Source organism: Saccharibacillus sp. O23 (genome assembly GCF_002205895.1).
Taxonomy (GTDB): Bacteria; Bacillota; Bacilli; order Paenibacillales; family Paenibacillaceae; genus Saccharibacillus.
This window is the reverse complement of the sequence record NZ_NJDE01000031.1, coordinates 69,784-84,965: the sequence shown is the minus strand read 5'-3', so window position 1 is coordinate 84,965 and position 15,182 is coordinate 69,784. Positions and strand designations below refer to the sequence as shown.

The 15,182-nt window shown below is 57.5% G+C and carries 14 protein-coding genes and 1 riboswitch; all 14 genes read left to right on the top strand.

Annotation, left to right across the window (positions count from 1 at the left end; translation table 11 throughout):
- Window positions 1-145: 145 nt before the first annotated feature.
- The 14 genes from CDO73_RS25270 (at window position 146) to purB (ending at window position 15,087) form a co-directional block, all read left to right on the top strand.
- Window positions 146-1,150 (top strand): right-handed parallel beta-helix repeat-containing protein, encoded by a 1,005-nt coding sequence (locus CDO73_RS25270; protein WP_088491269.1) that lies wholly within the window; start codon window positions 146-148, stop codon window positions 1,148-1,150.
- A 285-nt stretch (window positions 1,151-1,435) separates the two neighbouring features.
- Entirely contained in the window at window positions 1,436-3,049 is a 1,614-nt protein-coding gene (locus CDO73_RS27300; RefSeq protein ID WP_256972849.1) for a right-handed parallel beta-helix repeat-containing protein, read from the top strand.
- Window positions 3,050-3,375: 326 nt separating this feature from the next.
- A complete protein-coding gene (locus CDO73_RS25260; protein WP_088491268.1) occupies window positions 3,376-4,203 on the top strand; it encodes an RNA polymerase sigma factor in 828 nt (275 codons plus the stop codon).
- Window positions 4,204-4,264: 61 nt separating this feature from the next.
- The gene (clpP, locus tag CDO73_RS25255; RefSeq protein WP_088491267.1) at window positions 4,265-4,852 is read left to right on the top strand and encodes an ATP-dependent Clp endopeptidase proteolytic subunit ClpP; all 588 of its coding nucleotides are present in this window, start codon (window positions 4,265-4,267) and stop codon (window positions 4,850-4,852) included.
- A gap of 142 nt (window positions 4,853-4,994) precedes the next feature.
- Window positions 4,995-6,179, top strand: a complete 1,185-nt coding sequence (locus CDO73_RS25250) for a GNAT family N-acetyltransferase (protein WP_088491266.1) — start codon at window positions 4,995-4,997, stop codon at window positions 6,177-6,179.
- 558 nt (window positions 6,180-6,737) lie between these two features.
- Window positions 6,738-7,664, top strand: a complete 927-nt coding sequence (locus CDO73_RS25245) for an ABC transporter ATP-binding protein (protein WP_088491265.1) — start codon at window positions 6,738-6,740, stop codon at window positions 7,662-7,664.
- Between the two features lie 2 nt (window positions 7,665-7,666).
- Entirely contained in the window at window positions 7,667-8,404 is a 738-nt protein-coding gene (locus CDO73_RS25240; RefSeq protein ID WP_088491264.1) for an ABC transporter permease, read from the top strand.
- Between the two features lie 7 nt (window positions 8,405-8,411).
- Window positions 8,412-9,587: a sensor histidine kinase gene (locus CDO73_RS25235; protein WP_088491263.1), complete on the top strand. Its 1,176-nt coding sequence runs from the start codon at window positions 8,412-8,414 to the stop codon at window positions 9,585-9,587.
- A complete protein-coding gene (locus CDO73_RS25230; protein ID WP_088491262.1) occupies window positions 9,584-10,186 on the top strand; it encodes a response regulator transcription factor in 603 nt (200 codons plus the stop codon). The genes CDO73_RS25235 and CDO73_RS25230 overlap by 4 nt, the downstream gene beginning before the upstream one ends.
- Before the next feature lie 216 nt (window positions 10,187-10,402).
- The gene (locus tag CDO73_RS25225; RefSeq protein ID WP_088491261.1) at window positions 10,403-10,699 is read left to right on the top strand and encodes a DUF1294 domain-containing protein; all 297 of its coding nucleotides are present in this window, start codon (window positions 10,403-10,405) and stop codon (window positions 10,697-10,699) included.
- A 155-nt stretch (window positions 10,700-10,854) separates the two neighbouring features.
- Window positions 10,855-11,289, top strand: a complete 435-nt coding sequence (locus CDO73_RS25220; RefSeq protein WP_088491260.1) for a universal stress protein — start codon at window positions 10,855-10,857, stop codon at window positions 11,287-11,289.
- Window positions 11,290-11,559: 270 nt separating this feature from the next.
- Window positions 11,560-11,661: riboswitch (purine riboswitch) on the top strand.
- A gap of 297 nt (window positions 11,662-11,958) precedes the next feature.
- A complete protein-coding gene (gene purE, locus CDO73_RS25215) occupies window positions 11,959-12,441 on the top strand; it encodes a 5-(carboxyamino)imidazole ribonucleotide mutase (RefSeq protein WP_088491259.1) in 483 nt (160 codons plus the stop codon).
- The gene (purK, locus tag CDO73_RS25210; RefSeq protein ID WP_179218835.1) at window positions 12,438-13,622 is read left to right on the top strand and encodes a 5-(carboxyamino)imidazole ribonucleotide synthase; all 1,185 of its coding nucleotides are present in this window, start codon (window positions 12,438-12,440) and stop codon (window positions 13,620-13,622) included. Before purE ends, purK begins: the two co-directional genes overlap by 4 nt.
- Window positions 13,623-13,788: 166 nt before the next feature.
- Entirely contained in the window at window positions 13,789-15,087 is a 1,299-nt protein-coding gene (gene purB / locus CDO73_RS25205) for an adenylosuccinate lyase (protein ID WP_088491258.1), read from the top strand.
- The last annotated feature ends 95 nt before the right edge of the window (window positions 15,088-15,182 follow it).

Genomic DNA, 15,182 nt, shown 5'->3' with positions numbered 1-15,182 from the left:
AACGGATCCGACGCCGACGAATCCGACGACGCCAACAGATCCGACGCCGACGAATCCGACAACACCAACAGATCCGACGCCGACGAACCCGACAACGCCAACGAATCCGGCACCGACGAATCCGACTAAGCCTGACGGTCTTTCGGTGACTGATTTCGGAGCGGTAGCCAATGACGGCAAAGACGATTACGAAGCTTTCGCCAAAGCGGTCAAAGCAGCCAAGGCCCAAAACAAGGTTCTTTATATCCCGGCCGGGGAATTCACGTTAAGCAGACTCTTGACGATCGACAGTATCCGCGTGGAAGGTGCCGGCATGAATGCAACGGTGCTGATGTCCACGAATCCGGATTGGGGTTCGATCGATCTGATCGGCAGCGGCGTACAACTTCGCAACCTCAAACACGAGTATCAAACGACGATCGGCAGAGGCAACGGCGCGCATGACAAGAACAGCATTACGGTTCGCAGCGCAAGCAACTTCGTCATCGACAATGTCTATGTGAGCAAGTCCAGTACGGCAGGCATCATGATGGCTTACGGCTCGAATAACGGCGTCGTATCCAACAGCATCGTCGAAAAGACGGGAGCTGACGGCATTCACATGACGACGGAGAGCCACCATATCACGGTCGAAAACAATACGGTAATGGGCGTAGGGGACGACGGTATCGCGGTAGTCAGCTACGGCACAAGCCCGGCTCCGGTCAATAACATCACGATTCGCGGAAATACGGTGGGGAACTTCTCGAAAGCTCGCGGGATCTCGGTCGTAGGCGGAATAGACGTGTTGATCGAAAACAACAAAGTATCCGATACCATGATGGCCGGCATCTATATCTCGGTCGAAGGTTCTTACAATACGTTGAACGTGGATCGCGTGAAGGTCGTGAACAATACCGTCAATCATACGGGCATTCAAGAACCGCAGAATCATCCGAACGTGCTGGTCTACGGCGGCACGGGAACGATCGACAACGTCGAATTCATCGGCAACACGATCACGGACGGCGCTCACCGAGGCATCGGCGTATGGGGCGGGGGCACGATCAAGAAAGTGAAATTCGAGAAAAACACGCTGGTGAACACTCGAGGAGCAGCAACCACTTTCGAAAACGGGAAAATCACTCTGATCGACAACATCGGCTTCTAATATTTTTCAAATCTTGTTTTGGAAAATATCGAGCATCCATTCTTCTCTCACAAAGATTCGATTCGCGGGGACCAGGTCGCAACTGGTTCCCCTTTTTATACCCGGTTATAGGAATAGGCTTGTACGCGTAGAGATCTAATCGTCTCAAAAAGCCCGGAGGATTTTTATCGAAGAGTCGACACCTTCTTCTCATTCTTTTCCAATGAAAACCAGTTATGCTAGAGAAGTGAAAAAGAAAAGAAACAATCGGAAAACAAAATGAACATCTCTGGAGGTTACATCATCGTGAGTAAACATAAAGCAGTAAAAATGGCTTTAGCTCTGACCTTGGCAATCGGCGGCGGCATCGCGGGAATCGGACAAGCGCACGCCGAAACGTATAACGCTTCTTCCGGCTACAGCACGACGACTCAAGGTGCGGGTCAATGGTATTACGGCCAGATGGCGAACGGCCAATATTCGAACCTGAAATACAACAGCACGGTAAAACGCTGGGAAGGAACCAACGGTTATCCGTGGGTGAACGGCAGCGACATGCATCCCGGCGATAACGCCGACGCGACAAGAAAGTGGGTATCTCCGGGTAAAGGAACGGTGTCCTTGTCGGCCGCGGTCAATAAAAGAACGTCCGACGGCGACGGCGTAGTCGTCACGATCCGTAAAGATAACGCGGTACTGTGGAGCAAAACCCTGCTGAACAATACGGAAACGACGCCGGATAATCTGAACAATATTCCGGTGGAACAAGGAACGGCGTTCTACTTCACCGTAAACAAAAAAGACGGCAAAAACTTCGATCAAACGTTGTGGAATCCGACGGTGAACTTTACCGCGGCCAGCGCGGCGCCTGCATCGCCGGCTCCCGCTCCGACGGATACGAGCAGCGTCTCCGTAACCAATTACGGCGCGGTAGCCAATGACGGCAAAGACGATCTGAGCGCGTTCAACGCGGCGGCCAGCGCGGCCAAGTCCCAAGGCAAAACGCTGACGATCCCGGCAGGCGAATTCACGTTGGGCGGCGTCTTCACGATCGACGGCATCAAAGTCGTAGGCGCGGGAAAAACATCCACCGTGCTCGTATCGACAGACCCGGAGAACGGTTCGATCGACCTGAAGGGCGATAAAGTCGAACTGCGCAATCTCAAACACGAATACAAAACAACCGTGCCTCGCGGCAACGGCGCGCACGAGAAAAACAGCATTACGGTACGCAGCGCCACCAATTTCGTGATCGACAGCGTGAACGTAAGCAAGTCCAGCACGGCGGGCATCATGATCACGTACGGAGCATCGAACGGGACGGTCAGCAACAATCTGGTGGAAAATACAGGGGCGGACGGCATCCATATGACGAACTCCGTCAGTGCGGTTACGGTGGAGAATAACGCGGTACGCGGAGCGGGCGACGATTGCATCGCGGTAGTCAGCTATAAGGACGGAGCCGATCTTCCGGTTCGAAACATCACGATTCGCGGCAACGACGTCGGCTACAACTCCAAAGCGCGCGGCATCTCGGTCGTAGGCGGCACGGACGTGCTGATCGAAAACAACAAGGTGGCGGAAACGATGATGGCGGGAGTCTATATCTCAGTGGAAGGCTCTTACAACACGCAGGACGTCAATCGAGTCAAAGTGAACGGCAATACGATCAATCATACGGGGATCCAAGAACCGGAAAATCATCCGAACGTACTGGTGTACGCTTCGCAAGGCGTCATCGACAACGTGGAATTCAACAACAATATGATCACGAACGGCGCGCATCGCGGCATCGGCGTATGGGGCGACGCGGCGATCAAGACGATTACTTTCCGCCAAAATACCCTGATCAACACAAACGGCGCGGCAACAACCTTCAGTAACGGGACGATCAAACTGATCGATAACATCGGCTTTTAATATTTTTCAATTCGCATAATCGCGTTTTGAAAAACATCGAGCATCCAATCTTCTCTCACAAAGATTCGATTAGCGAGGACCAGGTCGCAACTGGTTCTCGTTTTTTTGTGCCGAATTCCCATTATTCAAGGTTGTTTGTCGCGCTGCTGTCCGGATCGCAATTCCGGTTTGTTTAAAGTTCTCTATGTTGTGTTATAACCGTATAAGAAAGAGCTGAAACCACTTTTTCCAAAAAAATAAAAAATAAAATGTTCGGCGGGAGTATCGTTTGAACGTTCGGAGCCGTTTAAGCTAACGAATCCGAAGGAGGGGAGGAGACGGAGAAGATGCAGAGAATATCGTTCGGCGAAGAAATTCAAGCGGACGGCGAACCCAAGCGTTCGATTCGGGATGTCGAAGAAGGAGAGCGCGGCGCCGAAGAAGGATTTTTGAATCTGTTCGAGCAGCATAAAGAAGCTTTGGTTCGTTACTGCCGATTCTTGACGGGTTCTGCGCCGGAAGCGGAAGATCTGCTTCAGGAGACGTGGATGAAAGCGTGGTTTGCTTTTCGCGAGAAGAAGAACGCATGGAATCGAACGTATCTGCGCAGCATCGCGTATCATGTCTGGATCGATCGACAACGCAAAGCGCAGCATGAAGCGCGGCCCGATATTCGGACGGAGAACGAAACCGGCGAACTGTTCGATCCGCTGCGGCTGTGGTCGGCAGCCGAAAGGTTGATCCGCATTCTGACGCCCGATCAGCGCACGGTATACCTGCTGATGGAATATATGCGCTTTACCGCTGCCGAGACGGCGGACTTGATGCGGACCACCGAAGGCGGCGTCAAAGCTTCGCTGCACCGCGCGAGAAAAAAGCTCGACGCTTATCGGCAGCAGGAGCACGCGCGATCCGATTCGAAGAAAAGCGTAATCGGACCGCATGACGAGCAGGCGATCTACGCTTATATGGAAGCGATCCGGCTTCAGGACGTGCGCGCTCTGCTGGTACTCTGGAACGGCGGCACGGGAGAAGAAGCTTCGCTGGCCGTCCGATGCGCCGGCGCGGTCCGTCCGGCCCGCGCGCGCGGCGTCTCGCAGCCGCAGACGCCGCGCATGTCCGCAGTCTACTCGGGATATCGGCGTTCTTCGCTCCGTCTCCGTCGAGCCGCCTGATCCCCGCGGCTTGGCCCGACGCGGATTCTATCCTTTTTATCGAACCGAAGGAGGAATTCCGGTGAGTACATTCATTCCTTATGTCGTAGAGCAAACGAGCCGCGGAGAACGGTCTTACGATATTTATTCGAGGCTGCTCAAAGACCGAATCGTTTTCTTGGGTTCCGCGATCGACGATCAGGTGGCAAACAGCATTATCGCCCAACTGATGCTGCTCGAAGCGGAAGATCCCGAGAAAGATATCCATTTCTACATTAACAGTCCGGGCGGAGTGACGACGTCGGGTTTTGCCATCTACGACGCCATGCAGCATGTGAAGCCCGATGTTCAGACGATCTGCACGGGGATGGCGGCTTCTTTCGCGGCGATTCTGTTATTGGCCGGAGCGCCGGGCAAACGCTGCGCGCTGCCCAACAGCGAAGTGATGATCCACCAGCCGCACGGCGGCGCGCAGGGCCAAGCCAGCGATATCGCGATCAGCGCTCAACGGATCCTTCGTACCCGCGAACGATTGAACGAGATTGCCGCCAAACATACCGGGCAGCCGCTCGAGCGGATCGCGCGGGATATGGATCGGGATTATTTCCTGTCCGCCGAAGAAGCGCGCGAATACGGCATCATCGACCGGGTCATCGACAAATCGAAGTAGGGGACTCCGCAGTCCCGTGACCGGCCTGACTAGGCCGGTTTTTTCGCGTTTTCGCGCAGTACGATTCGCGATCGAAGCAGGAGTTCGTTTCGACGGCGTAGAAAGGTGCTGAAACCAAACAGACGAAGGAGAGGACGAACCGATGGAAATCAGGCGATTGACTCTGCAAGATTTCGATGCGAATATCGCGCTTGCTCAATACGCTTTTCTGTATACCTTGAGCGAACAGCAGAAAGAGGAACGGCGCGGTCGTTTCGAAAACGAAAACATCTGGGGCGTGTTCGAAGACGACGAATTGTGCGCCAAGCTGTCGCTTATTCCGCTCGAAGTGTACGTGCACGGACGCAAGATCCGTATGGGCGGAATCGCCGGCGTCTCCACCTGGCCGGAGAAGCGTCGTCAAGGCATGGTGTCGAGACTGCTCCGCCGCGCGCTCGAAGAGATGAGAGCCGACGGACAGCTTTTGTCGTATCTGCATCCGTTTTCGATCGCTTTTTACCGGAAATACGGCTGGGAACTGTTCACCGACAACAAAAACTATCAGATTCCGGTCGAGAAACTTCCGGCGCGCCGAGGCGTTCCGGGACGAGTCGTGCGCGAAGTCCGCGACATCGAAGTGTTGGCTTCGATCTACGACCGCGCGATTGCGAGATACAACGGTTCGCTGGCCCGCACGCCCGATTGGTGGGAGCAGCGCGTCATGAACGGAATCCCGTATACGGCCGTCTACTTCAACGAAGCCGGCGAAGCGGAAGGGTACGTGCTGTACGCGATCGAGAACAGAGTCTGGATAACCGAAGAGATCTTCTGGGTCAACGAAACCGCTCGCCTCGGCTTGTGGGACTTTATCGTCAATCACGACTCCAAGCTGAAAGAAGTCCGCTTGAAGATGCCTTCCGACGATCCGTTATCCCTGCTGCTGCCCGATCCCAATGTGAAACAGGAGATCGAACCTTACTTTATGGCCCGAATCGTCGACGCCGCCGAATTCGTTCGGGCGTATCCGTTCGCGCAGACCGGCGAAGCTTCCCGTTTCTCTCTGCGCATCGAAGATCGGGACGCCCCGTGGAACGAAGGCGTCTGGACGTGGACCGTATCTCCGGACGGAAAAGGGGAACTGAGCCGCGAACCAAGCGAAGATCCCGATGATCTCGCAGCCCTTTCGGCCATCTCCGTTTCGATCGGTACCCTGACCGCGATGCTGCTCGGCTATCACCGCCCTCGTGCGCTTCAGCACAGCGGACTCTTGGAGACTTCCGAAGCGACCGCCGAACGATTAGAGACCTTGATTCCGTCCGCTACACCGTATCTGCCCGACTATTTCTGAAAGTTCTGAACAGGTTACCCCCATAACGGGGATAACCCTGCCCAAAAAGTGCTTCTCGGAAAGTTACCCACATGTGCATAAGTTTTTGGCCTTACGTAAAAAAGCAGAGAAAGAAGAACCGCAGACCCCATCTGCGGTTCTTTCTTTTTCTAGTACGCTGACCGCTTATGATGTTAGGTTTCGCCCTTCGGAAACCTGCTTGAACCGTGCATGTTTCCGAAGGACTCAAACCTTAGATTTTAATCTATAATCTATAACCTTTTCCCTACCTCCCCCCACCGGCGTGCCGATAGGTCGACTGCGTTCCGAATCGGAGCGACTTTGGATTGCCTCTCCCTCCCGCTAATTTCTCTATTCAATGAAGGGAGAGGCAGCCAAGCGGAGCGCAGATCGGAACGCAGTCGGCCGCCCCTCCGCACGCCCCTCCCCTCACGTTTCCTGACAACTGTCACCCCCATAAGGTGACACCCCCCACTAATCCGTGACATTCCGTCAAGGTACACTAAGTACATCAGAAACAAGCCGAATACATCTTCACATAAAGGAGCCATCATCCATATGACAACCGTGATCGAAGTGCAAAACGCCGTTAAAACGTTCCGCGCCCACACCGCCGTCGACAACGTCAGTTTTACCATCGAACAAGGCAGCATCACCGCGCTGCTCGGCCCGAACGGCGCCGGCAAGACGACGACCATGTCCATGCTGCTCGGTCTGCTCGAACCGACCGCCGGCAGCGTGAAGCTGCTCGGAGGGGCTCCGACGAATCGCCGCACCCGCGACCGGATCGGCGCCATGCTGCAAGAAGTCGCGGTGATGGACGGTCTTCGAGCCGTCGAGCTGATCGACTTGTTCCGCAGCTACTACAGCCGCCCGGCGGATCGCGATTATCTGATCCGGTTGACGGGCCTCGGTCCGGATATGCTGAAGCGAAACGCGCAGAAGCTGTCCGGCGGACAGAAACGCAGCCTAGGCTTCGCGCTGGCGATGGCCGGCGACCCGGACATCCTGTTCTTCGACGAACCGACCGTCGGTCTCGACACTACGGCGCGCCGCCTTTTCTGGAACGAGGTTCGGCAGCTGGCCAAGCAGGGCAAAACGGTCTTGTTCTCGACCCACTACCTCGAAGAAGCGGACCGCGAGGCGGATCGAATCCTGCTGTTCGATCAAGGCCGGATCGTCGCCGACGGAACGCCGGACGAGATCAAACGCACGCTCGTCAAACGCAGCATCACGTTCCGCGCGGAGCAGCCGCAGGCCGTGTCGGCGCTGATGATCCGGAAGTTCGGCGAGACGGCCGAACTCGCGGCAGACGGGGAGCAAGTGACGATCGCCGCCGAAGATACCGATGCCGTGATGCGGGCGCTGATCGAATCCGGTCTCGCCGTACGCGATATCCGAATCGACGAAGGCCGACTCGATGCCGCGTTCGAACAACTCACCCATGCTCAAACCGAAACCAACGAAACTCGGGAGGCGATCTGATCATGAAAACATTATGGATGCAAAGCAAAGCCGAAAGCACGCGGATGCTGCGGAACCCGTATTTTATCTTCTGGTCGCTCACGATGCCGATCATGTTCTACTTCATCTTCACCCGTCTCCTGAACGGCGATATGCCGAACCCGGGACAATGGCAGGCGCATTATCTGATGTCGATGGCCGCGTTCAGCGTGATGGGCGCTTCCGTCATGACCTTCGGTCTGCGTCTCGTGCAGGAGCGCACGCAAGGCTGGTCGACGATGCTGCGCACGACCCCGATGGCGAGCGTCGTATACGTAGCCGGCAAAATGACCGCGCAGCTTCTGCTGAACCTGCTCAGCGTGATCGTGATTTTCGCGGCGGGTTGGTTGATTAACGGCGTTCAGCTTAGCGCTTGGCAGTGGATCTCGGCGGGACTCTGGATCGTGGCCGCGTCGCTGCCGTTCCTCGCGCTCGGCGCGCTGATCGGCTGCATGAAGAAAGTCGACACGGCTAACGGCGTCAGCTACGTAATCTATATGGGACTCGCCGTAGCGGGCGGGCTGTGGATGCCGATCGACGTCATGCCTTCCGTGGTGCAAAAGATCGCCAAATGGCTGCCTTCCTTCAATTATGCCGACGGCGCTTGGTCCATTACGGACGGAGGAACGCCTTCGATGATCGGGCTGCTGATTTTGCTCGGCTATCTGGTTGCTTTTATGGTACTATCGGGATACGTGAGAAGAAAGCAGGAGGCGGTGTAAGAAGCGTATGAAAAATATCGGAGCATGGTTTCGACTGCCGCCAAGATATGGGGTTCTGCCCTATATCTTTTTGCTGTATTTGATCTTTCCGATCCTAAGCATTCAGGAGCTGGGCCTCGGTCTTAAAATACTGGGGTACGCGCTCGTTCTGGTGTTTGTCGCGATTTACAGGCAGCTGTACTGGTGTCCGAACGGACGAACATACAGTCTGCTTCTGCTCGGCATGATCGCGATCATCGTGGCGTTCAGCCAGATCGGCGGTCTATACAATCTGTATTTGGGATTTTTCACGGCTACTTTTATCGGAGGCATCCGCAGCAAAAAGACGTTCAAGATTTTTCTGGCGCTGTCCGGCTTATCGATGGTCGTCATGATTGCTCTGCATCTGAACGAATTGTCGCCGACCGACCTGATCTCGTTGTTTCCGATCGTGATGGTTCTGCTGCTGCTTCCGTTCGGCATGCGTTCCGTCAACCGTCAAATCGAACTCAGAAAGCAGTTGGACGCGGCGAACGAACAGATCGGCGAACTGATGAAAAAAGAAGAACGGATGCGGATCGCGCGCGACCTGCACGATACGCTGGGCCATACGCTGTCGCTGATCACGCTCAAAAGCCAATTGGCGGAGCGAATGGCGCTGAAAGATCCGGAACGCGCGCGGCAGGAAGCCCAAGAAATTCAGGAGACTTCGCGCGCCGCGCTGCGGCAGGTGCGAGAGCTGGTATCCGAGATGCGGGCGATCAAGCTGAGCGAAGAATTGATCGAAGCGAGAGAGATGCTGCGAACGGCGAGCATGGCGCTGCACGTCAAAGGAGAGTCGAAGCTGCAAGGCGTGCCCGATCTGACGCAGAACATCCTGAGCTTATGCCTGAAGGAAGCGGTGACCAATATCGTCAAACACAGCCGGGCGGAAAATTGTACGGTGACGATCTTTCAGAGCGGGTCGGAAGTCGGCATGAACATCGAAGACGACGGGGTAGGCCTCGATGCCCGAAAAGACTCGGAACCGGGCGGAAGCGGACTGGAACAGGCGGGCGGAGGCAACGGACTCGAAGGGATGCGCGAGCGTCTCGCGCTGATCGAAGGCAAGCTCGAACTGATGCCGCGCGCGGGAAAAGGGACCCTGCTTAGCGTAAGCGTACCGCTTGTCGTCCGCACCCAACAAGGAGGCGTAATGTCATGATTCGGATCATCATAGCCGAAGATCAACGGCTGCTGCGCGGAGCGATGGCTTCGCTTCTGGGCTTGGAAGACGATATCGAAGTCGTGGGCGAAGCGGGCGACGGCGAAGAAGCGCTGCAATCGATCGAGCGTCTTCGGCCGGACGTATGCCTGATGGACATCGAGATGCCCAAACTGAGCGGGTTGGACGTAGCCGAGCGCTTGAGCGCGGCGGGTTCGTCCTGTAAAATCGTCATCCTGACGACCTTCGCCCGCCCGGGATATTTCGAACGGGGCGTCAAAGCGGGAATCCAGGGTTATCTGCTCAAAGACGAGCCGGCAGAGAAACTGGCCGAGTCGATCCGCCGCGTGATGCAGGGACACCGCGAAGTATCGCCCGAGCTGGTCTTCGGAAGCCTGCGCGAAGAGAACCCGCTGACCGCGCGCGAACAAGAGATCCTTCGTCTGGCCGCCGGCGGCCGCAGCGCCAACGAGATCGCCGAGACCCTGCATCTGTCGTACGGCACGGTGCGGAATTACATTTCGGAGACGCTGGGAAAACTGGCGGTCAAAAGCCGGATCGAAGCGGTGAAGTTGGCGGAGGAGAAAGGGTGGATTTAGCTTCATTCAGGCTTTATCTGAATGAAGCAAAGATTCGCGCACGCTCCAAGCGCGAATCCCGCAAACGAGCGCAGCCCCGCCGAAGCGCCAAGCGCAAATCCCGCACACGAGCGCAGCCCCGCCCCAAACGCCAAACCCCCTGCTCACGTTCCCTCCCCGTCCAGCTACATATATCTTTGCACCAAGAATCTACACCAAGAAAAAGGAGTGAATCCCATGACGTTCGCAATCCCACAGCCCACCCTCGTCTTGACGATCTGGCTGCTTGCGCTGAACGTGATCGCTTATGCCGTCATGGCATCCGACAAGCAAAAAGCCAAGCGCAACCGGCGCAGAGTACCGGAGCGTACCCTGTTTACGTGGGCCGCGGTCGGAGGGGCGCTGGGCATCTGGATCGCCATGTCGACCAAGCGGCACAAAACCAAGCACGCCTCGTTCCGGTTCGGGATTCCCGCGCTTCTCGTGCTCAATATCGCCGTGTACGGCGGCTTGTATTACCTATTCGGCAGATAAAGGCTTTTTGGCCTTCCGCATACGCGAAGAAGGCAAGCAAGGCTGTTTGATTTCCCTTTTCCGAAGGGTAATAATGAGAAGTGACGGGGATTCGGCGTTCCTTGCGGCAGCAGGACCCGAACGCAGCCCGAATAGAGGGAAAGAGGTGCTTCATCATGCTGTTCTCCAAAATTCTGGTAGCCTACGACGGCTCCAAAGCTTCGAACAAAGCGCTCGATCGCGCTGTCTCGTTGGTGACAGCTTCGCCGGGCGCCGTGCTTGAAGTGCTGCACGTTTACGATTATCCGCGCTTTTTCGTGGGCGACGGGATCGCTCCCGTACCGGGCAGCGTCAACAAAGAATTCTTCGATCTGGCGGAGCAGACCGTAGAAGAAGCTCGCCGCCGCATCCGCGAAGCGGGCGTCGACGCCCGGATCGAGATGCGCCAAGGCGCGCCGGCCGTGTTGATTCTGGAATACGCCAAAGAGCTGGAAGCCGATCTGATCATCATCGGCAGCCGCGGCTTGGGCGCGATCCGGGAATTCGTGCTCGGCAGCGTCAGCCATAACGTCGTGCAGCAGGCGCGGGTTCCGGTTCTGGTCGTCAAGTAATCAACCAAACAAGAAAAGTCGGCCGTGAAGCCGCATGAAGCTTCGCCGGACCTTATCGGTTCGGCGGAGCTTTTTTGTATGCTTGATCCGTTTACATTTTTGGCCAGAACGAGCAGGTAAGTGAACGTTTTCACCGATATTCTGTCCGGTTACAGATCAAAAACGAACATTCGGATTTTACATTTTTGAAATGTTCGGTTTTTAATTTGACATGGCGTGTACGGAATTGTTAAACTGGAACTGAAGTCGGGCGCGGAGCTGCCGCGCCTCGAACATAATCGAACAACGTACCGTATAAAGCTGGGGATGTGGCCCGGCAGTATCTACCCGGGAACCGTGAATTTCCGGACTACGGAACAAACGCAGGGTCCGGCGGACCGCGCCGACGGCGCGATTCGCCGAGAACGGCACCGGTCGAACCGGCTGCCGGCTTTGTACGCTCTCTTGCGGACGGGAATAGGTTTCGGCGGCTGCCCCGGCAGCTTCGCTTTAAGGAAACCGACATTTTCCGGCCTCGCGCCCGTTTACGCACGGGTCTCGGGAACGGCTGTACCCCACGTTTATTTCCGTGTCCGGATTCCCGAGAGATCATTATGATTTTGCGGAAATGCCGGACTTTTTTGCATGCACGGCGGCGTCAAAAAAACGATCGATATTGGAGTGTGAACCATGTCTTTGCAGGTAGCGGTCATTATGGGCAGTACATCGGACTGGGAAACGATGCAGCATGCTTGTCAGATCCTCGACGAGCTGGAGATTGCTTACGAGAAAAAGGTCGTTTCGGCTCACCGGACGCCGGACCTGATGTTCGAATACGCGGAGAAAGCGCGCGAGCGCGGTTTCCGCGTTATTATCGCGGGCGCCGGCGGCGCGGCGCATCTGCCGGGCATGGTCGCGGCGAAGACTCCGCTGCCGGTGATCGGCGTGCCGGTCAAGTCGGCCGCGCTGAACGGACTGGATTCGCTGTTGTCGATCGTGCAGATGCCGGGCGGCATCCCGGTGGCGACGGTCGCGATCGGCAAGGCCGGCGCGATCAACGCCGGGCTGCTGGCGGCGCAGATCGTGGGCGCCGCCGACGACGCGGTGCTGGATCGCGTCGTCGCCCGCCGCGCGAGAATCGAGCGCGAAGTGCTGGAAGCGGAGCTGCCATGACGGGAGGAACGAACGGAATGGAGCGCAGCGGAGCGCGCGTGATCGAGCCGGGCGCGACGATCGGCGTGCTGGGCGGCGGCCAACTCGGCCGCATGATGGCGCTGGCCGGAGCGCCGCTGGGTTACCGCTTCGTGGCGCTGGACCCGGCGCCGGAAGGGCCGAGCGGGCAGGTGGCGGCGCAGATCGTCGCCGCCTACTCGGACAAGGACGCGGCGGCGGAACTGGCCGCGCGGACGGACGTGATCACGTACGAGTTCGAGAACGTGGACGCGGAAGTGGCCGCTCTGCTCGAAGAACGGTCGTACGTGCCGCAGGGCAGCCGTCTGCTCTACACGACCCAGCACCGCCTGCGCGAGAAGGCGGCGCTGGAAGCGGCGGGGGCGACGGTCGCCCCTTACGCGGCGATCGGAAGCGCGGCGGAATTGGACGCTGCGGTCGCGCGTCTGGGCACGCCTTGCGTGCTGAAGACCGCCACCGGAGGCTACGACGGCAAAGGGCAGTTCGTGATCCACGCCGCGGAAGAAGCGGCGCAGGCCTATGCGGAGCTGTCGGCATCGGGCGCGGAGCTGGTGCTCGAGAAGTTTGTCGATTTCCGCTGCGAGATCTCGGTCATCGCGGCTCGCAGCTCGCTCGGCGAGACGAGCACGTTCCCGCCGGCGGAAAATATTCACCGCCGCGGCATCCTGCACGCTTCGATCGTGCCGGCCCGCGTGCCGGCGGACGTGCTGGCCGAAGCGGAGCGGCTCGCCGCCCGCATCGCGGAATCGCTCGGCGCCGTGGGGCTGCTCGCGGTCGAGATGTTCTACGGCGAGGACGGCCGCCTCTACGTCAACGAAGTCGCGCCCCGGCCGCATAATTCCGGCCATTACACGATGGAAGCCTGCACGACGTCGCAGTTCGAGCAGCATGTCCGCGCGATCTGCGGCCTGCCGCTCGGAAGTCCGGAACTGCGGACGCCGGTCGTCATGGTCAACGTGCTCGGCGAACATCTGGACGGCGTGCACGAGCTGATGCTCTCGCCGGAGAGCGTCGGAACTGCGGCCGTTCGGCCGAAGTTCCATCTGTACGGCAAAGCCGAAGCGAAGACCGGCCGCAAGATGGGGCATATCAATCTGCTCTGCGGCGACACGGCCGACGCGCTGGCTTGGATCGAAGACGCCGGCATCTGGCCCGCGGAGTAAAGCTCCGGGCAGCCGCCTGCGAGAATCCGGATGCTCGAATGCGTCCCGTACTCGGGACTCTGCCGAGCCGCAATCCCTTATATAATAGAAGAAGGTTTCGCCCGCCTCGGTTCGGTGGAGACGGACGGCGAACCTCAAACTTTACTTTTTGGAGGCTATTCCCCTTATGATCGAACGTTACAGCAGACCGGAAATGCGCAACATCTGGAGCGAGGAAAACAAATTCAAAGCTTGGCTGGAAGTGGAAATCTGCGCGTGCGAAGCGTGGGTCGAACTGGGCGCGATCCCGGCGGAAGACGTCAAGAAGATCCGCGAGAACGCGACTTTCGATATCGACCGCATCTACGAGATCGAACAGGAGACGCGCCACGACGTGATCGCGTTCACCCGCGCCGTATCCGAAAGCCTCGGCGAAGAACGCAAATGGGTGCATTACGGACTGACTTCGACGGACGTCGTCGACACCGCGCTCGGCTACCTGCTGCTGCAGGCCAATCAGATCCTCGAACGCGACATCTTGAACTTCATCGAGATCCTGAAAGACAAAGCGATCGCCTATAAAAACACTCCGATGATGGGCCGTACGCACGGCGTGCACGCGGAACCGACGACTTTCGGCTTGAAGATGGCGCTCTGGCACGAAGAAATGAAGCGCAACCTCGAGCGTTTCCGCCATGCGGCGGACGGCGTGCAGTACGGCAAAATGTCCGGCGCGGTCGGCACGTATGCGAATATCGACCCGCGCGTGGAAGAGATCGTCTGCGCCAAACTCGGCACGAAGCCGGCTCCGATCTCGACGCAGACGCTTCAGCGCGACCGCCACGCCGAATACATGGCTTCGCTCGCGCTGGTCGCGACGTCGCTCGACAAGTTCGCGATCGAAGTCCGCGCCCTGCAAAAAAGCGAGTTCCGCGAGGTGGAAGAAGCTTTTGCCAAAGGTCAGAAAGGTTCGTCGGCGATGCCGCACAAACGCAATCCGATCGGCAGCGAGAACATCTCCGGCTTGTCCCGCGTCATCCGCGGACATATGCTGACGGCGTACGAGAACGTAGGCCTGTGGCATGAACGCGACATCTCGCACTCTTCGGCGGAACGCGTGATCCTGCCGGACGCGACCATGCTGCTGAACTACATGCTGAACCGTTTCGGCAACATCATCAAGAACTTGACGGTGTTCCCGGAGAACATGAAGCGCAACATGGAGCGCACTTACGGCGTGCCGTTCTCCGGCCGCATCCTGACCAAGCTGATCGACTCCGGCATGAGCCGCGAGACGGCTTACGATACCGTGCAGCCGCGCGCGATGCAGGCTTGGGAAGAACAGCGCAGCTTCAAAGAAATCGTGCTGGCCAGCCCGGCGATCACGGACGTGCTGAGCACGGAAGAGATCGAAGACGCGTTCAATCCGGCTTGGCATCTGAAGCATGTCGATACGATCTTCGCCAAACTCGGACTGAACGAGTAATCGCTAAACATTCGGATTTCGCTCGACGGAGGTTCGTGCTTCAATGATGTACGAACCTTCCGAAGGGCGGAACCGTTCATCTGATCGAGACAAAG

Excerpts from the sequence above, each read along its gene's own strand:
- CDO73_RS25240 (WP_088491264.1), top strand. The coding sequence starts at position 7,667 with ATGAAAACATTATGGATGCAAAGCAAAGCCGAAAGCACGCGGATGCTG.
- CDO73_RS25245 (WP_088491265.1), top strand. The coding sequence starts at position 6,738 with ATGACAACCGTGATCGAAGTGCAAAACGCCGTTAAAACGTTCCGCGCC.
- CDO73_RS25225 (WP_088491261.1), top strand. The coding sequence starts at position 10,403 with ATGACGTTCGCAATCCCACAGCCCACCCTCGTCTTGACGATCTGGCTG.
- CDO73_RS25250 (WP_088491266.1), top strand. The coding sequence starts at position 4,995 with ATGGAAATCAGGCGATTGACTCTGCAAGATTTCGATGCGAATATCGCG.
- purB (WP_088491258.1), top strand. The coding sequence starts at position 13,789 with ATGATCGAACGTTACAGCAGACCGGAAATGCGCAACATCTGGAGCGAG.
- CDO73_RS25235 (WP_088491263.1), top strand. The coding sequence starts at position 8,412 with ATGAAAAATATCGGAGCATGGTTTCGACTGCCGCCAAGATATGGGGTT.
- purK (WP_179218835.1), top strand. The coding sequence starts at position 12,438 with ATGACGGGAGGAACGAACGGAATGGAGCGCAGCGGAGCGCGCGTGATC.
- CDO73_RS25230 (WP_088491262.1), top strand. The coding sequence starts at position 9,584 with ATGATTCGGATCATCATAGCCGAAGATCAACGGCTGCTGCGCGGAGCG.
- purE (WP_088491259.1), top strand. The coding sequence starts at position 11,959 with ATGTCTTTGCAGGTAGCGGTCATTATGGGCAGTACATCGGACTGGGAA.
- CDO73_RS25260 (WP_088491268.1), top strand. The coding sequence starts at position 3,376 with ATGCAGAGAATATCGTTCGGCGAAGAAATTCAAGCGGACGGCGAACCC.
- CDO73_RS25220 (WP_088491260.1), top strand. The coding sequence starts at position 10,855 with ATGCTGTTCTCCAAAATTCTGGTAGCCTACGACGGCTCCAAAGCTTCG.